Genomic DNA, 17,076 nt, shown 5'->3' with positions numbered 1-17,076 from the left:
CAAATTGTTATCCACTTAACTTAAAGTCCTACCATAAACTATAATTACCATCAGTTTTTGACTGGCTTACCATATACTTGATAGCTTCGATAATCTCATCGGTTGAACAGACTTTACAACCACCATTTTTAGGATGGTATTCACCGTGAATAGTATTCTCAATTAAAACATCCATATTTTTAGCAATTAATGGTCCCCATATTGCTTTATCACCAAGTTTAGGTGCGCCATTTTTTCCTTCGTTATGACATACGCTACAGTTTTCGTTATAAACTAATTTTCCATTAGAAGGGTATTTTTTTGAACCGCCTGATTTTAGATCACGCCATTGAGAGCGAGATAATGAGCTGTTTAGAATGTAATCGGTTGCCGAAATAATATCATTATCTGAACAGGTTACACAGGCCCCTTTGACAGGCATGCTGTTATAACCATATATCGCATGACGATAAAGCCCGGTTAATCCACTATCTTTTAAGCGATTAAACCAATTTGCACCATTACCAATTACAGGCGCACCCATCATTCCTTTCTGATGACAAACAATACAGGCGTTAATATAAACTTGTTTGCCGCGCTTTAACGTGGGTTGTTTCTCTGAAGCAGCAACACCTAAGCGTTCTTCACTAACGACCGTTTTTAAATAAGTAGCAATAGCCAATCTGTCCTCATTAGTCAAATTTTGCAGACTGTTATGATTTACTTCAGCCATTGGACCTGCAACAGGTCCTGCTTGATTAATCAATTCACTTTTCTTAAAGACATTCGCAACTTCATGATGGCTTGCAGATTCTAATCCGGCAGCTGTGATATTGGGTGCCCAATAACCATCAATGAAACCTCCGGTTAGATAATAACGCTGCTTTGGAGCACCAAATATATTCAGTGGTGTATGACACATACTGCAATGACCAAGTGTATCTACAATATATTTACCTCGATTCCAAGCAGGTGATTTATCTTTTTCGTAAATAAATTCATTTTCCTCAGGGAAGAAAAATAAAAGATTCCATCCCCATAGAGCAAACCTTGCACCAGGTATATTAAAAGGGAAAGGAAGTGATTTATTCTTCTGCTTAACAGGAGGAATACTCATAAAGTAAGCATACAATGCGCGTGCGTCGTCATCAGTGATTTTAGAAAAATATACATAGGGAAAAACAGGAAAATAATTTCTACCGTGGGGATCCCGACCATCTTTTAAAGCTCTAATAAAATCTGCTTCAGTCCAATTACCGATACCAGTCTCTTTATCTGGGGTAATATTAGGGCTGTAAAATGTGCCAAATGGCGTTGCTATAGGTAATCCGCCTGCATAGGACGGTGTTCCACCTTTAACATCTGTATGACAAGCAATACAATCGCCCATTTTAGCAAGATATTCGCCACGCTTTATTAACGTTTCTTGCGCGCCAGTAGCCGGTTTAGTAGGTGGGTAGGTAGGGTAAAGTTCTTGAAGATAAGGTTCAATTACTTTTGTTGCTTGATTAACGTTACCAGTATTAGGTATTTCTTTAGGCTCATTTGTAACTGGGGACGTAGTAACATTTGCTTTATTGGGTGTTCCTGTTTGATTGGCTGTATTAGCTGGATTAGTGGTATTCGCTGTATTCCCGGTCCCTGAACCATTCGTAGTTCCTGCATTATTCGCTGCATTAGGATTAGTTGCAGTACCTGCTGCACTTGTTGAGCCTGTACTATTTTTTGGAGCAGCTGGTTTAGCTGTATTAGTCACATTGGCTGTATTGGCAGTATTAGCTTTATTTTCGTTATTTACTGTATCTGCATATACATTAAACAAATTAGTTATGCCAAAAACAAAAAGCAATATTGCCTTACTTTTCAACAAAGAGCGCACGCTCCCTCCTTAATTAACAGACGACTGACTTCATGAATACTCAAAATAATCAGGCATTTTATACTTCTCAAGCTATAACTTGCAATCTAGTTTTAATGGAATTCTACTTCTTTATAAATTTTTATAAAAACTTATATTATTGATTGTTACTCCTTTAAATTATTCGAGCTAAAATATCATTCTTAATCAAGGTGATAAATCAAAAGCAGGTAATCTTAAATTATATGTGGACTAAATTAAAGACAATCTTGTTAAGTTAAATAAGGTATAATTTTGCCTCATTGGCTATTTCTTGAATAAATTTTTGATACTGGGGAGCAGATACTTGCCAATAATGCCAATAAAGTGGCATAAGCCAGCGCTTACCAGGATTAATTTCAATAAGCTTCTTTTGCTCTAACTCGTCTAGAATATCGAGCCTTGGAATTAAGCCAAAACCATAACCCTGTAAAGCAAATTGCTTAAATCCTTCAACAGACGGCACCATATGATAGCGTTTAGGATTAAAAGAAATTTTAAAAAAATGTTGAAAATAATGTTCATGTAATCTATCACGACTATCGAAAACTAAAATAGGCGCTAACATCATATTTTCCTGTATAGAAAGATTTTTTTTAAAGTAGCGCTTAATAAAGTCAGGAGAAGCAACTAATAAATAATCCATATGCCCTAAGAGTCCACATTCGCAGCCAGGTAAGGGTTTGGCATAATTGGTCAAACATGAAGACACAATGCCCTTACGTAAATAATCAATAGTTAACTCTTGATCATCAGTAATAATGTCAATATTTACCGTATTTAAACTATTTATATTAGGTAATGCCTTCATAAACCATGTTTCTAAACTATCTCGATTTAAAGCAATTGATAAACGACTTGGTGTATCAAGATGTAATTCTTGCAACAAATGCTCTTCAAGCAATCTTGTACGCCGTAATAAGCTTAATAACTTTTCACCTAGTGGCGTCGCCGTATAGGGTAACGATCTTATAAGTAGGGGTTGGCCAAATTGATTTTCCAGCTGTTTTATACGTTGAGTTACGGCAGGCTGCGTTATAAATAATTGTTTAGCCGCATTTGCAAAACTTTGCGTTTGAATAACCATATCCAAGGCACATAAAGCTCGATAATCTATCTTCATAAGTAAAATTTATCAATTATTAAAATAATTAATTTTAATAATAATTAAATTTAAGCGATAATAGAAGCCTATTTTTTTTTAAAGGAGGGCTAAAACTATGTTAGTTTATCTTAGTGGTTTAGCGTTAGGCTTGTCTCTCGTTACAGCCCTTGGCCCTCAAAATATTTTTTTAATCCGTCAAGGTGTTCTACGTCAGTATGCAGTATTATCTGCAGCTGTTTGTTGGATATGTGATATTATTTTGGTATCTGCAAGCGTGGTAGGTTTACATCAATTACTTAATCTTCACCCCTTTTTAAAAACTTGGATTACTTGGGCCGGCGCCCTTTTCCTTTTTTATTATGGTCTCAGCGCCTTAAGTAAATCACTGAAAAAATCGTCTAAGGAGAATCCTAAACTAAAGGAAACGCCTAATAATCGATTACAAATCATTTTACTGGCAGTAGGTTTTAGCTTACTCAACCCACATGCTATTATTGATACATTGATTATTATTGGTGGTAGCAGTAGCCAATTTCCGGGACATCAAAATGCCTTTTTCTTAGGTGTTATTACTTCCAGTTTTCTTTGGCTGATGCTACTGACATTTGTGACGCAATTTTTTTCCGAGATTTTGGCTAGGGAAACTGTCTGGCGTCGGCTTGAATTTGGTAGTGGTATCTTAATGATATTTTTAGGCGCAAAACTAATACTTATGTAATTTAATTTAACCTAAATTCGACATAAAATATTTTTATGTCGAATTCGTTACTTCTTTTTAAAGGCCGAAAAGAGTCTTTGTCACTTTTATGTTGAACTCAGATTAATTTCCAGGTTGATAATTAAAAATTTTATGCGCTGTATTATTTATTTGACTCGCTACAGTTGTTTTTAAGGTTTGCAATAAATCATTAAATCCATGCTGGCCATAAATGCGATAAGTTAAGTCAGAAACTTGTGTGCCTGCAGCAAACCGCGCTAATTGATTTTCAAACTCTTGAGAAATATCATTACGACGTCCACCAAAGAAGTTCCTCGGGTTTAAACTATTAGGCTTTAAATCCTCAGAAGTCCAAGTATGAATTACATCAGGTGGTACACAAGGTCCCAAAGTTAAAATTAAATCTTGTATAGGCTTAATAGCCAACTTATACCAATGATCTCCAGTGTTCTTACCCATAGACCAATTATATATAGCAATTAAATCGTCCAAAGATTGACGATATTTTTCATAAGCTTCTGAACGTTTAGCCTGAGCGTGTGCTGCAAAACTAAAACCAGCTATAGATAGTGTTACTAATGGAAATATATAAGCGCCCAAATAACAGGTACTACCTACAATTACACCTAAGCAGATCTTATAATCAATTGCTTTTAAGGCATCTGCTGATTCTTTAAAACGCGAAATTTGCTTTTCAACAAATTCTAAATGGGCAGAATTTTTATAATTAAAAGTCTCTTTAGGTAAATTCAATTGAGAAGATTGACCTGGGCTTTTACTGAATAAGATTCCAAACATAATGACTACTCCATCCTTTGACATACTATGCTGGTTTACCATAAATTGTTTTTTATTGCAATTTGTAAAAAAAAGAGCTAATTGATGAAGGTTAAGGAAGATGTAAGATTTTAATAGAAAGGGCCAATCAGTGTGTCGCCAATTGACCCAGTGGAATGACACATAGCAAGTCCAACCTCGCATTAATAATATTGCATATTTGCCAAGAAGTTGTCAACCCAGTTTTCTATAAGCTTAACAATAAAGTAATTTATATATTTTTATCTTAAAATACGAATTATGGATTGAGATCAGTTAAAATTAAGAAAAATTAAAGAGTTTGAAACAAAACGCAGATAACTTTTATTTAGCGAAGGTTCTAGCCAATTTTTATCCAGGACTCACATTTAGTTTAATTGTTGTTTAATGTTGAATAGGCTAATATCTCTTCTTATTTAAAATTGGTATCCGAGGTAGTTATGTTCTTTGGTAATAGTGTAGAAGATACCAGACAAATTTTCTTCACAAGCTGGCGAAAATATACTTTAAAAGAAGTGCTTACACCACTTGAACAACAACTTGTTGACGTTATTTTGGCGCATCCTGAATATCATTCTCTTTTAGCGGCAAATAATGGCTCTCTTAACCAGCAGTACTTTCCAGAGCTTGGACAAACTAATCCCTTTTTACATATGGGTTTGCACCTGGCTATTCGCGAACAAATTGCGACCAACCGGCCGGTAGGAATTACTAAATGTTTTAAAAAACTGGTTGAGCGCTATCAAGATCCCTTATTAGTTGAACATAAAATGATGGATTGTTTAGCCGAGTGTCTTTGGCATGCGCAACGCAATCAAATGCCTCCTGATGAAAATGCCTACATCACAGCCTTAGGCTTATTATAAATTTTCTTTTATGAAAATAACTTCTAGAACAAAATAGAGTCACTTTTTAACCAGTTAAATGCTACTGTTGTAGCTGTCACCCATTAAGTTTTCGACAAGGTACAAGTTCGCTTGGCAAAGGATTGTACATAGGTGTATCGTACTTCAATGAATGAGCATACAACGCAGTATAAAGCTTGGTGGGTGGAGCTATACTTTCGCAAATAAACAGCTATAGTTAGAAGTAGCAAGAAAATAATTAGTTAACTTTATTACTATAAATAATAAGTGGATAAGCCATTCTCTTAGCTAAAAATTAAAATTTTTTTGAAAAATACTTTATAACTGATAGAGGCTTAAAATAAATTATACTACAAATAAAGGATTTTAAGAGAGGTTTAAGGAGATTACTATGAGTAGAGTTACTATTTATATATCTATTTTATTTTTTGCTTCAACAGTTATAAACGCTAAGACACCGCCATTAATAATAAGTGGCATTGAATCACAAAAAATTACTCCCATTATAACTGAGAATCCAGATCAAACTATTCATTTACAACCTGATCATCCACCTCCTTCTCAATTAAACTCAAGTAATACGCCTAACCCAACAACACCGAATACTGGAACTGCTCCTAATTCTATGGATGAACAAGGTAATACCACTAATAATCCTTCTATAAATAATAGTACCGTTGACTCAACAACCCCAACGTCGGTTGATGAAAGTGGTAATACTACTAATGACACCGATGTTAATACTAATTTAAGCGCTACACCTAGTGGTACTACTTCTTCAACGACTGAGGAAACAGATAATCAGAAAGATATTAACACCAATTTAAATAATACTACTAAAGGAGCGCCGGGTAATTCTAAAGGGGCTCCTGCTGTAAGTGCGCCTCCTGCCTTAAATAATGATAGTGGCACTGCCAATGATTCACCCAATGGCAATAAGCCTGCTATAGTAAACCCCAAAGATAATACTTCATCTATTTTTGATTCCGAAGATAGAATAATCTTCGATAATGAGGAAGAGCCTGAAGAAGATGACGATATATTCTTTATGGATAACGTTGATATAACTCCACCAGAGTCAAGCAATCAAACAATACCGAATTCTCAATAATTAATGTATCATATTTTCGCTAGCTACCTTATATAGAATGCACCCTTGCGGCAACAATTCTTTTAAGAGATCATTGTTAGGTCTTGGTCTAGCAAGCATTCAAAGTTAGTTTATTAGTAAAATATCTTTTTTTAATTTTAGTTTCCGAATAGATATACAATTAATTAAAAGTTAGGCTCATTTAACTGAAAAGCCTTACTTTTTTAAATCAATCTTTCGTTAATTTAGTAAGTTTGCAAGATTTCTAATTACTATTTTCAAGTCAATCAGGTAATATAGAGCTAAATTTTAAAAGTTTAAATCAATGAGTAAGCAAGAAAAAACAACCCACTTTGGCTTTACCCCCGTCGCTTGGCATGAGAAGGAAAAAAAAGTTGGGGCTGTTTTTCAATCTGTTGCTAAAAATTACGATTTAATGAATGATCTTATGTCGCTTGGCATCCATCGTCTTTGGAAACGTTTTACGGTAGAATTAAGCCAAGTTAAATCAGGGCAGGCTGTTCTAGATTTAGCAGGTGGAAGTGGGGACTTAACACGATTATTGAGCCAAAAAGTAGGCGATCAAGGTCATGTTGTTCTTGCTGATATTAACGCCGCGATGTTAAGTGTTGGCCGTGAAAAGTTAATTAACATAGGGCTTGTTAATAACATTACCTATGTTCAAGCTAACGCTGAAATCCTACCCTTTCATAATAATAGTTTTCATTGTATTACTATTGCTTTTGGCTTGCGTAATGTTACTAACAAAGAGGCAGCATTACGCTCGATGTTTCGAGTTTGCAAACCAGGCGGTAAATTACTTATTTTAGAATTTTCTATGCCTAATGTTCCTGGCCTAAAAACTATCTATGACTGGTACTCATTTAATATTTTACCTAAATTAGGACAATTCATTGCGCATGATGCTGATAGCTATAAATACCTTGCTGAATCAATCCGGATGCATCCAAGCCAAGAAAACTTAAAAAAATTAATTGAGGACGCCGGATTTGAAGATTGTCAGTATTTGAACTTAAGTGGCGGTATCGTTGCTTTACATATCGCCTATAAATATTGAGAACATCGATATGATTAAAAAATATTCTTTAAAAGCATTACAGGCAGCTATTAATCAAGCTCTTTTCCTAGATGAAAGCATGCCTACAAAAATTAAAACTTTTGAAGGTAAAGTAATTGAAATTATTGTTGCGCCATTAAATGTTAACTTTTATATTACTTTTACAACAGGGCAGCTCTGTTTATTAGAGCGCGTTACAGATGATCCAGATACCATTATTCATAGTAATCCTCTCGGCCTTATACGTTTAAGTTTTTTACCTGCATCTAAAGCTCGCTCACTATTTAATGATAAAATACGAGTCTCAGGTGATATTGAACTAGGTTTAGCTATCAAAAAATTATTTGATGAAATTGATATTGACTGGGAAGGTCATTTAGCGCATTTTACAGGCGATGTTATCGCTTATCAATTAGGCTCAATGATTCGACGTGGTGTAGAGTTTAAACGTCAACTTAGCACCTCGTTACAAAACAATATGACTGATTATTTACAAGAAGAGCTACGGCTATTTCCTACCCATGAGGAAGTGGAAAACTTCTTTACTGATATTGATCATTTAGTGTTGGAAGTTGAGCGCTTACATGCTCAAATTAATCTCTTGGATAAGCAATGAAATCCATTAAACAGTTAATACGTTTAATTCATATTAATACTATTTTAGCTCGTAACGGGCTTGATCAAGTTATTGTTTCAATTCCACTCTTTTCTGCTCTACGCTTTATAGTATATTTAAACCCTTGGAACTGGTTTCGCAAAGAACAACTTACACGAGGTGAGGCACTTCGGAAAACATTAGAAGATTTAGGGCCTATTTTTGTTAAATTTGGTCAAGCATTATCTACTCGACCTGATATTATTCCTGCTGATATTGCTTTAGAGCTTTGTAAATTACAAGACAGTGTCCCTCCTTTTCCTAGCGAGCAAGCGTTAGCTATTATTGAAGCAGCGTTTGGGCGATCAGCCTATGATGTTTTTGCCTACTTTGATCCAGAGCCTCTTGCTTCTGCATCAATGGCTCAAGTACATGCTGCACAATTAAAAACAGGTGAAGAGGTGGTAGTAAAGGTTTTACGCCCTAATATGCGTAAAATTATCGACCAAGATATTAGCCTTATGTATACCATTGCATCTCTTGCGGAGCGTTACTGGTCAGCAGAGAGCAAGCGACTTAAGCCGCGAGAAATAGTTCAAGAATTTGAGCATAATTTAATAGACGAACTTGATTTACAACGAGAAGCAGGCAACGCTGGCCAATTACGCCGCAATTTTCCAAATTCACCTTTATTATATATTCCTGAAGTTTTTTGGGACTATACTCGCGAAAATGTCATGGTTATGGAACGTATTCATGGCATTCCAATAAGTGATATTGCTACATTAAAAGCTAATCATGTTGATATTAAGAAACTAGCAGAACGTGGTGTAGAAATCTTTTTCACCCAAGTCTTTAAACATTGTTTTTTTCACGCTGATATGCATCCAGGCAATATTTTTGTTTCTTATGAGCATCCAGAACAACCACAATATATTTGTATTGATTTTGGCATTATTGGTACCTTAAATGATAGCGATAAACGTTACCTAGCTGAAAATTTCTATGCATTTTTTAATCGCGATTATCGTCGGGTTGCCGAACTGCATATAGAATCTGGTTGGGTTGCTAGAAATACACGTATTGAAGAATTTGAAAGCGCTATTCGTACTGTTTGTGAACCCATTTTTGAAAAGCCATTAAAAGATATCTCTTTCGCCCAAGTCGTTTTACGACTTTTTCAAGTTGCTAGACGTTTTAATATGGAAGTCCAACCTCAGTTAATTCTTTTACAAAAAACGCTTTTAGCCATTGAGGGCTTAGGCAGGCAACTCTACCCAGAACTTGATTTATGGGCAACAGCAAAGCCTTTTTTACAAAATTGGTTAAAAGAGCAGCTAGGACCAAGAGCGTTTTTTAGACGATTACGTGAAAACGTTCCCTTCTTTGTTGAAGAATTACCTCATATGCCTCGTCTATTACAAGAAGTATTAGTACTTAGTAAAGAAGAGAAAATTCGGTCCTTAAATGATCTTGCTAATCGTCAACGCTATAAATCAACTCAAAACAATTGGTTTAAAGGTTTAGGCTTCGGCATTTTCGTCACTATGCTTATAATAAGTTTACTTAGCTATTTAAATTTACTTAATCCAGAAAGATTAACTGCTACAACCTTTACTATTGCTTTAATTGGCGGTTTAATTTACGTAAGTAACCTTAATAACAGGAGTTGATATGGGATTAAGTGGAGTTAGTCCATTGTCATTATTGTTAATCCTTTTAATTATTATTGCTCTCTTTGGTACGAATAAGCTAAAAAATATTGGCTCTGATTTAGGCAGCGCAATTAAAAGCTTTCGCAAAGCATTAAATGAAGACAATGATGAGAAAAAATCATGAATATGAGTGAATTATTGGTGATTATCATCGTAGCCCTTATTGCTTTTGGGCCCAATAAATTACCAATGCTTGCTGAACATTTAGGCAAGTTTATTCGTCAACTTAATTCTCTCAAAATGCAGCTAACTAATTTTTGGCAAGCACAACTTAAGGAACAACAATTGCGTGAGAATCAGCAAAAAGCTGAACAAGCAGATACTATTTATAAAAATAGAGATTAAACATAACTAAAAATAAGCCTTTTTATGAACCAAAACGTAATTCAGGACGATGGCAATAAGGGGCTTTATGATGTTTAGCATAATAGTCTTGATGATAGTCTTCTGCCGCCCAAAAAGGCATCACTTCAAATAGCCTAGTAGCAACATTATAGCCACGGTTTGTTAATGTCTGTATTAGGGCATTTGCAGCAAGATATTGGTCATCATCATAGCAAAAAATAGCACTTTGATATTGCGGCCCAATATCTGGCCCTTGACCTGAGCGTTGAGTTGGATCATGAATTTCAAAAAACCGTTTAATAATAGCAGAATAATTGACGCGAGATGGATCATACACAATTCGAGCAGCCTCATAGTGACCACTTGACCCTTGACACACTTGCTCATAAGAGGGTTCTTGCACAGTACCGCCGATATAACCTACTTCAACTTTTAATACACCAGGAATAAGTTTTAAAAAATGATCAATACCCCAAAAGCATCCACCGGCAACAATAGCTTCTTCAGTATCTAAGACTGTTTTATCTAAAACAAAATCAATAGACGCGGAATTAACACAATGTCGTATATTCTTTTGAGTTAAGTATTCACCTACAAAGATATGGCCTAGGTGTGCATCACATCTATTACATACAATTTCTGTTCTCATCCCATCTTTATCAGGTAATTGCTTGATGGCTTTATCAATATTTTCATCAAAACTAGGCCATCCGCAACCAGAGTGAAATTGACTTTCTGCTCTAAATAATGCCAAACCGCAACGCCTACAAAGGTATGTGCCTCTACCGACAAGATGATTATAAATACCTGTATTAGGATATTCCGTTGCTTTATGACAAATAATACGTTTAGCAAGTGGAGTTAGACTAGCTGTTTTATCTAAGTATGTAGTCATTGCACACCCCACTTTAAAGAGAAAATAAACTTCTTACTTTACGCGATTGCAAATTTTATCAGCCATATAACCGATTGCACCTGCATAATATATAGAATTATTATAGCGTAAAATCATCTTGTAATTTGGATAGGCTAAGAAAACGGGACCACCATTGGGCTGTACTATACTTGCGTCTAGTTCTGGATAAGGCAAGGGTTGGCCGTCTTCTGTTCGAACACCCATAGCATTCCATTCACTTACTTTTTTGACAATGGATTTACCTTCTAAATTTTTATCAAAACCATTCGGTAATTTAACATGAATGCCCCAGGGCTGACCTGTTTGCCAACCATTTTTCTTCATATAATTAGCAATCGAAGCAAACACGTCTGGCTTACTTGACCAAATATCTTTACGGCCATCACCATCATAATCAACTGCGAACTTTACCCAGCTTGAAGGTAAAAATTGTGGTTGGCCAGAAGCACCTGCCCACTCACCTTTAAAACGGTCCAGTGTAACATGACCATCATTAACAATGCGTAGAGCAATAAATAGTTCGTTACGGAAAAAATCAGGCCTTGTTGAATCATAGGCTAATGTTGCTAGAGATTTTATAACTGGAAAATTACCCATATAAGAGCCATAACTGGTTTCCATACCCCAAAAAGCAACAATAAAACAAGGATCAACGCCAAAATGTTGACCTACATCTTCTAAAAGCGCTTTATTATTTCCATAATGTTTACGCCCCATTGTAATTCGATAACTATCTGCGCGGGTATGTAAATATTTGGTATACGTTAGACGATGTTCAGGTTGTGAACGAGCAAGGCTTTTTACTTGCCGACTAGGCTCACGAATATCAGCAAACGCTTGATCAAATAATTCGGCTGAAATGCCTTGATTAATAGCTTCTTGCCTCACAGTAGCAACCCATTGATTCCAACTTGGGCTAGCTATAACAACAGATGAAAAGCAACTCAAAATCCAGGGCAATAAGTTAAATATCAACTTTTTCATTTTTTTCTCTCATTAAGTAGGTAGGTTCTCACGAATTAACCTGATAGCCCATGGTGATATAACTATATATTTATCATGGTAAAAGATAAATATGCAGGATTTATGCCGTAATTAATGTAAAATTAATTATTTTTACAATTAAATTTAGTAAACAAGAATTATAGTATCAATTATTACCAAATTTAAAGCATTTGCTGCAAGGTAGGCCAAATGTTGTCCAATATTTTTACTTGCGATTCTTGATTAGGATGCAGACCATCTGATTGCATTGCACTAGGATTGCCCGCAATGCCTTCTAAAAACATAGGAATTAATCGAACTTGATATTGATTTGCTAAATCCATATAGACTTGCTTATATCGATTTAGATAGGTTGAACCATAATTTGGTGGTAATAAGGTGGCGAGTAAAAGTACTTTTGCTGATTTTTCCTGCGATTTAACAATTAATTTTTCTAAGTTACCCTTTATTTCTGCAATCGACAGGCCTCGCAGCCCATCATTTGCGCCTAATTCAATAATTACAATATTCGGTTTATGTTTTGATAATGCGCCTGACAATTTAGCCAGTCCATTTGAAGTAGTGTCACCACTAGTACTATAGTTAACAACTTTATAAGGCAGAGACTCTTTTTGTAGCCGTTCATTTAATAAATTTACCCAGCCTTTACCTTCTTCTATACCAAAGCCTGCACTTAAGCTATCACCAAGAATAAGAATCGTCTTTGCATAAATTGGTGCTATTATAAAAATAAAACATATTATCCAAAGGAATTTTTTAATCATGATTAACTCGGACGCCATAATTAAATTAATAAATGTTAATTATAGCATCCCTGTTGATAATGACATTTTAACCATTTTAAACGCCATTAACCTTACTATTCCTGCTGGTGCAACCATCGCTATCACCGGTGTTTCTGGCTCGGGTAAGACAACTCTCTTAAATATTATGGCCGGATTAGAAAAACCTACTTCAGGTCAAGTTTATTATGGTTTACAAGAAATTAGCAGTCTTAATGAGGATAAACGCGCAAAAATTAGAGCAAGACAGGTTGGTTTTATCTTTCAATTTTTTCATTTATTACCTAACCTTACCGCGCTTGAAAATGTCATGTTACCTTTAGAAATTAATCAGCAAAAAAATCCTGCACCTATTGCTTTGGATTGGCTTACACAAGTTGGTCTAAATAAGCGAGCAAAACATTATCCGAGTCAATTATCTGGTGGCGAACAACAACGTGTGGCTATTGCTCGGGCCTTTGCTATTACACCAGCTGTTTTATTTGCAGATGAGCCCACAGGAAATCTAGATAAAAAAACTGGGCAAGCCATTATTAATTTATTATTTTCTCTCAATCAACAATATCAATCGACCTTAGTTATGGTCACTCATGATGATACGCTCGCAGCACGTTGCCAACTTCACTGGCCACTTATAGATGGGCAACTACAATGCTAAATTTTCCTTTAATCTTACGTACGTTTGTACGTGAATGGCGTAGCGGCGAGCTTAGTCTATTATTCTTAGCGCTACTTATCGCAGTTACTTGTATGAGTAGTATCAATAATATTACATCTTCTATTGAAAACTTAGTAAACCAACAAGCTTCACAAATGTTAGGCGCAGATGTTTCTATTACAAGCAATTCACCTATTCCTAAAAACTGGGAGAGGAAAGCAAAGGCGTTGCAACTAGTAACAACTCAAACTATTTCTTTTTTCAGTATGGCTATGACAAATGATAAATTACAACTCGTTCAGGTCAAAGCAATTACCTCACCTTATCCTTTAAAAGGGGCCATCAAAGTTGCCCCACAACCTTTTGCTTTAGCAACCCGTGTAAATCATGCACCAGAATTAGGCCAGTTATGGGCTGAGGCAAAACTACTCTCTCTTTTATCCGCTAAAATTGGTGATAAAATTACCATCGGTGAGGCAACTTTTATCATTAGTAGTGTATTAATAGAAGAGCCTGGGCAAACAGGAGATTGGTTTAATATCTCACCGCGCGTTATTATTAATCAAGGTGATCTTGCCAAAACGAAAGTTATTCAAACAGGTAGTAAAGTAAACTATAACTGGTTATTAATAGGCTCAGAGAATCAATTAACTAAACTTAAAAATTCACTTAATCCGCCTTTAAGTGAACAACAAAATTGGCAAGATAAAACAACTAACCCTACACTTATTAAAGCAATTGAACGTACTCTAGCTTATTTAAACTTAGGTATTTTAATGAGTTTAATTCTAGCTGGTATTGCTATCAGTATGGCTATGCAGCGCTATAATCAAAGACATCAAAAAAATATATCTATCTTAAGATGTTTTGGTGCTACTGAGAAAGATATCTTTCTTATTTATCTAGGTATCATACTTATCTTAGGCTGCTTTGCTTCTTTAATAGGAATCTTATTAAGCTACCTCTTTCAACCTTTTTTGTTCAACTGGCTAAAAGGATTATTACCAGATTTTCAAGGGGGCTATAGCTTCAAACCTGCTCTGCTTAGCTTTTCTACTGGCATTTTAATATTACTTAGTTTTACTCTGCCGCACTTGTTAAGCTTACGTAAAATTTCAGCTATAACGTTATTTAAATCCCAGTATCAAATAAATAAATATTCCTTCTTAAATTATTTTATTACATCTCTCGTGTTGTTTGGGCTTGCGTTCTTATACATTCGTTCCTGGCAATTAATTCTTATCGTTTTTATAGGCTTAATATATTTTGCCATTTTTGCTTTAAGCCTGATATTAATAAGTAACTTCTTTATTAACTTTATAAAAAATAAAATTTCGTTTATTTGGCGTTTTGGCTTTACAAGTATAAGCCGTAATTTAACTAACAGTTTATTACAATTAATAGGTATAGGTTTGGCACTAGCAGCGCTATTAACCTTAAATTTATTTAAAACCAACCTAGTTGAAAATTGGCAACAACAATTGCCAGCCAATGCCGCCAATTTTTTTGTTATTAATATTCAGCCTACACAAACTTCTAATTTCTTAGATTTTCTTAAACAAAATCAAGTTAAAAATGCTATTTTATATCCTATTGTTAAGGGACGATTAATTACCATAGATGATACTCAAGTTTCTTTAAAATTAGGCGCTAAGGCAAACGATATTAATGCCTTACAAAGAGAATTAAATCTATCTTGGTCCAAACAATTACCTGAAGAAAATAAAATTGTTCAGGGTAGCTGGCAAACAAATCAATCCACGTGGCTTTCGATTGAAGAAGGATTAGCACGGCAATTAGATGTCCATGTAGGAGATAAGTTAGGTTTTCGTATAGGAGAGCAAACGATAAATGCGCCTATTACAAGTATTAGACAAGTCAACTGGACAAGCTTTAAGCCTAATTTTTTTATTTTATTTAGTCCGTCTTTATTAGCTAACTTACCTAAATCTTACTTAACTAGTTTTTATTTACCTGAGGAAAAACAACATCTATTAGTAAATTTAGTAAGGCAATTCCCAGGCATTACAATTATTGATATTGCAAATACGATAAAAAAAGTACAAACAATTTTTCGTAATATAAGTAAGGCTATTAACTTGATTACAATATTTAGTTTCTTGATAGGCATCATCATCGCTATTTTAGCGATGCTTGCCTTTAATGATATTAAACAACAAGAAATTTATGTATTAAAGTTATTAGGTATACAGAAAAAAGCGCTTTTTTGGATTAGAAGTAGTGAAGCAGCTATTATTGGTTTTTATGCCGGTTTACTCGCTATTATTTTAGCTATTGTGATTAACTACTATTTCAATACCATTGCTCTTAATTTCACTTTTAATCCCCCCTGGGTACTTCTAATTCTTGTACCAATGCTAACAAGTCTTGCAAACATCTTAATTAATTATAAAATTGCTCAATTTCAAGACAAGGGCTTAGATTAACCTTTTTTTAATTAATTTAAACAAGTTGACAATAAGTTTTTCCGTTAACAGAAAAATATGAATAATATTTAATTTACTTGTTTATTTTATAAAAAAATATTAATGTTTTAAGTTAAAAGTTTTATTATAAATGCAAATGGTACTGGTATGATTATTTTATATGTCCCTTTTGAACGCGCTAATTGTGGAGACCTTGGAGAAAAAGCTAAACTATGGAAAGATAATTATTCTTTAAATACTACAGAAAAGATAAGTATCATTTATTATAAAGATGACTTTGATTATGAAAATATTGATCCAAATAGTACTATTTTTATCTTGGCTCATGGGGCACTTGATATTTCTAACATTTTAGCAAATCATCCCGAGCCTAATCAGGCTTCAATAATCAATATTGACAGTCTTGTTTCACGATTTGAATTTGATTTTTTAAGTATAATTTATAAAATTAGTGCCATTCATCTTTATTGCTGTGGTAACAAACAAAAAAATCAATTAATGGCAAATCAATTTCAGTTATCTTTACTACGGTCAGAATATGTTCATATCTATTTTTATCAAGGTATAATTTATGCACCAGATAAACAAGGCAGATTTTTAACTAAGCTAAATAATAAAATTATTTCATCCTCACCTTTTACTTTGCTTCATATGGAAAATAAAAAGTTTAATTCACCAATAGGCCATCTACCTATTAAACTATTAACTATGATGACTCATCAAGAATTTTTAAAAAAAGAAAGACAAAAGAGTTCAGATAATAGAAGAGAAATCAGATTTACAGAAACTTGGCATCGTAGAACCCAAAAACATGAGCCAGAGGTTATAATTCCAGATAACCAAGCTATTAATACCCAAAATAGTGCAAAGCCAGCAAACACAAGACTAAGTTTTTTTCCCTCTAAACAACCGTCTACTGAAGAAGCACCTTCTAAAAACTCAACCTGTTTGCTCTTATAATAGGCTTTAAGAATTAAATTATGTAAAAAATTCACTTAAAACCGCTTTATAGGATGCAGAGCTTACAAACTCAGGCTATTATTTAATTTACCCTAATTAATTTA

Annotated in this window: 17 protein-coding genes; 11 read left to right on the top strand and 6 right to left on the bottom strand. The window is 34.4% G+C overall.

Annotated elements, in window-relative coordinates:
• Window positions 1-28: 28 nt before the first annotated feature.
• Window positions 29-1,471: a c-type cytochrome gene (locus tag DYH30_RS00475; protein ID WP_242604701.1), complete on the bottom strand. Its 1,443-nt coding sequence runs from the start codon at window positions 1,469-1,471 to the stop codon at window positions 29-31.
• 643 nt (window positions 1,472-2,114) lie between these two features.
• The gene (locus tag DYH30_RS00470; RefSeq protein ID WP_115329506.1) at window positions 2,115-2,999 is read right to left on the bottom strand and encodes an ArgP/LysG family DNA-binding transcriptional regulator; all 885 of its coding nucleotides are present in this window, start codon (window positions 2,997-2,999) and stop codon (window positions 2,115-2,117) included.
• A gap of 97 nt (window positions 3,000-3,096) precedes the next feature.
• Here DYH30_RS00470 and DYH30_RS00465 point away from each other — a divergent pair, with 97 nt between their 5' ends.
• Window positions 3,097-3,699 (top strand): LysE/ArgO family amino acid transporter, encoded by a 603-nt coding sequence (locus DYH30_RS00465; RefSeq protein ID WP_115329505.1) that lies wholly within the window; start codon window positions 3,097-3,099, stop codon window positions 3,697-3,699.
• A gap of 102 nt (window positions 3,700-3,801) precedes the next feature.
• On the opposite strand, the gene DYH30_RS00460 is transcribed toward DYH30_RS00465, so the two are convergent.
• Window positions 3,802-4,497, bottom strand: a complete 696-nt coding sequence (locus DYH30_RS00460) for a hypothetical protein (RefSeq protein ID WP_115329504.1) — start codon at window positions 4,495-4,497, stop codon at window positions 3,802-3,804.
• A gap of 458 nt (window positions 4,498-4,955) precedes the next feature.
• On the opposite strand from DYH30_RS00460, the gene DYH30_RS00455 reads away from it, so the two are divergent.
• The 7 genes from DYH30_RS00455 (at window position 4,956) to DYH30_RS00425 (ending at window position 10,204) form a co-directional block, all read left to right on the top strand.
• The gene (locus tag DYH30_RS00455) at window positions 4,956-5,381 is read left to right on the top strand and encodes a DUF1841 family protein (RefSeq protein ID WP_115329503.1); all 426 of its coding nucleotides are present in this window, start codon (window positions 4,956-4,958) and stop codon (window positions 5,379-5,381) included.
• Between the two features lie 391 nt (window positions 5,382-5,772).
• On the top strand, window positions 5,773-6,492 hold the full coding sequence (locus tag DYH30_RS00450; RefSeq protein ID WP_115329502.1) for a hypothetical protein: 720 nt from the start codon (window positions 5,773-5,775) through the stop codon (window positions 6,490-6,492).
• Between the two features lie 304 nt (window positions 6,493-6,796).
• Window positions 6,797-7,549 carry a bifunctional demethylmenaquinone methyltransferase/2-methoxy-6-polyprenyl-1,4-benzoquinol methylase UbiE gene (gene ubiE, locus DYH30_RS00445; RefSeq protein ID WP_115329501.1) on the top strand — a complete coding sequence of 251 codons (753 nt, stop codon included), beginning with the start codon at window positions 6,797-6,799 and terminating at the stop codon, window positions 7,547-7,549.
• A gap of 10 nt (window positions 7,550-7,559) precedes the next feature.
• A complete protein-coding gene (locus tag DYH30_RS00440) occupies window positions 7,560-8,165 on the top strand; it encodes a ubiquinone biosynthesis accessory factor UbiJ (protein WP_115329500.1) in 606 nt (201 codons plus the stop codon).
• The gene (gene ubiB, locus DYH30_RS00435; protein ID WP_115329499.1) at window positions 8,162-9,817 is read left to right on the top strand and encodes a ubiquinone biosynthesis regulatory protein kinase UbiB; all 1,656 of its coding nucleotides are present in this window, start codon (window positions 8,162-8,164) and stop codon (window positions 9,815-9,817) included. Before DYH30_RS00440 ends, ubiB begins: the two co-directional genes overlap by 4 nt.
• Window position 9,818: 1 nt before the next feature.
• Entirely contained in the window at window positions 9,819-9,983 is a 165-nt protein-coding gene (tatA, locus tag DYH30_RS00430) for a twin-arginine translocase TatA/TatE family subunit (RefSeq protein WP_115329498.1), read from the top strand.
• Complete coding sequence (locus tag DYH30_RS00425) at window positions 9,980-10,204, top strand: Sec-independent protein translocase subunit TatA/TatB (protein ID WP_115329497.1); 225 nt, start codon at window positions 9,980-9,982, stop codon at window positions 10,202-10,204. The genes tatA and DYH30_RS00425 overlap by 4 nt, the downstream gene beginning before the upstream one ends.
• A gap of 22 nt (window positions 10,205-10,226) precedes the next feature.
• On the opposite strand, the gene DYH30_RS00420 is transcribed toward DYH30_RS00425, so the two are convergent.
• The 3 genes from DYH30_RS00420 to DYH30_RS00410 form a co-directional block, all read right to left on the bottom strand.
• Window positions 10,227-11,099: a bifunctional methionine sulfoxide reductase B/A protein gene (locus DYH30_RS00420; RefSeq protein ID WP_115329496.1), complete on the bottom strand. Its 873-nt coding sequence runs from the start codon at window positions 11,097-11,099 to the stop codon at window positions 10,227-10,229.
• Between the two features lie 33 nt (window positions 11,100-11,132).
• Window positions 11,133-12,104, bottom strand: a complete 972-nt coding sequence (locus tag DYH30_RS00415; protein WP_115329495.1) for a lytic murein transglycosylase — start codon at window positions 12,102-12,104, stop codon at window positions 11,133-11,135.
• Between the two features lie 182 nt (window positions 12,105-12,286).
• Window positions 12,287-12,889, bottom strand: coding sequence for an arylesterase (locus DYH30_RS00410; RefSeq protein WP_115329494.1), 603 nt, complete (start codon window positions 12,887-12,889; stop codon window positions 12,287-12,289).
• Here DYH30_RS00410 and DYH30_RS00405 point away from each other — a divergent pair.
• From DYH30_RS00405 to DYH30_RS00395, 3 genes are all read left to right on the top strand, one after another.
• Window positions 12,888-13,565 (top strand): ABC transporter ATP-binding protein, encoded by a 678-nt coding sequence (locus DYH30_RS00405; protein ID WP_115329493.1) that lies wholly within the window; start codon window positions 12,888-12,890, stop codon window positions 13,563-13,565. The genes DYH30_RS00410 and DYH30_RS00405 overlap by 2 nt on opposite strands.
• Entirely contained in the window at window positions 13,559-16,012 is a 2,454-nt protein-coding gene (locus tag DYH30_RS00400) for an ABC transporter permease (RefSeq protein ID WP_115329492.1), read from the top strand. Before DYH30_RS00405 ends, DYH30_RS00400 begins: the two co-directional genes overlap by 7 nt.
• 147 nt (window positions 16,013-16,159) lie before the next feature.
• Window positions 16,160-16,972, top strand: a complete 813-nt coding sequence (locus DYH30_RS00395) for a hypothetical protein (protein WP_115329491.1) — start codon at window positions 16,160-16,162, stop codon at window positions 16,970-16,972.
• Window positions 16,973-17,076: the final 104 nt, after the last annotated feature.

It is taken from the genome of Legionella busanensis (genome assembly GCF_900461525.1).
Taxonomy (GTDB): domain Bacteria; phylum Pseudomonadota; class Gammaproteobacteria; order Legionellales; family Legionellaceae; genus Legionella_C; species Legionella_C busanensis.
Note: the sequence above shows the minus strand (reverse complement) of the source record. Positions and strands in the feature narration are given on the sequence as shown.

Coding starts and splice junctions, on each gene's coding strand:
- DYH30_RS00470 (WP_115329506.1), bottom strand. CDS start 2,999: ATGAAGATAGATTATCGAGCTTTATGTGCCTTGGATATGGTTATTCAA.
- DYH30_RS00465 (WP_115329505.1), top strand. CDS start 3,097: ATGTTAGTTTATCTTAGTGGTTTAGCGTTAGGCTTGTCTCTCGTTACA.
- DYH30_RS00460 (WP_115329504.1), bottom strand. CDS start 4,497: ATGTTTGGAATCTTATTCAGTAAAAGCCCAGGTCAATCTTCTCAATTG.
- DYH30_RS00455 (WP_115329503.1), top strand. CDS start 4,956: ATGTTCTTTGGTAATAGTGTAGAAGATACCAGACAAATTTTCTTCACA.
- DYH30_RS00450 (WP_115329502.1), top strand. CDS start 5,773: ATGAGTAGAGTTACTATTTATATATCTATTTTATTTTTTGCTTCAACA.
- ubiE (WP_115329501.1), top strand. CDS start 6,797: ATGAGTAAGCAAGAAAAAACAACCCACTTTGGCTTTACCCCCGTCGCT.
- DYH30_RS00440 (WP_115329500.1), top strand. CDS start 7,560: ATGATTAAAAAATATTCTTTAAAAGCATTACAGGCAGCTATTAATCAA.
- ubiB (WP_115329499.1), top strand. CDS start 8,162: ATGAAATCCATTAAACAGTTAATACGTTTAATTCATATTAATACTATT.
- tatA (WP_115329498.1), top strand. CDS start 9,819: ATGGGATTAAGTGGAGTTAGTCCATTGTCATTATTGTTAATCCTTTTA.
- DYH30_RS00425 (WP_115329497.1), top strand. CDS start 9,980: ATGAATATGAGTGAATTATTGGTGATTATCATCGTAGCCCTTATTGCT.
- DYH30_RS00420 (WP_115329496.1), bottom strand. CDS start 11,099: ATGACTACATACTTAGATAAAACAGCTAGTCTAACTCCACTTGCTAAA.
- DYH30_RS00415 (WP_115329495.1), bottom strand. CDS start 12,104: ATGAAAAAGTTGATATTTAACTTATTGCCCTGGATTTTGAGTTGCTTT.
- DYH30_RS00405 (WP_115329493.1), top strand. CDS start 12,888: ATGATTAACTCGGACGCCATAATTAAATTAATAAATGTTAATTATAGC.
- DYH30_RS00410 (WP_115329494.1), bottom strand. CDS start 12,889: ATGATTAAAAAATTCCTTTGGATAATATGTTTTATTTTTATAATAGCA.
- DYH30_RS00400 (WP_115329492.1), top strand. CDS start 13,559: ATGCTAAATTTTCCTTTAATCTTACGTACGTTTGTACGTGAATGGCGT.
- DYH30_RS00395 (WP_115329491.1), top strand. CDS start 16,160: ATGATTATTTTATATGTCCCTTTTGAACGCGCTAATTGTGGAGACCTT.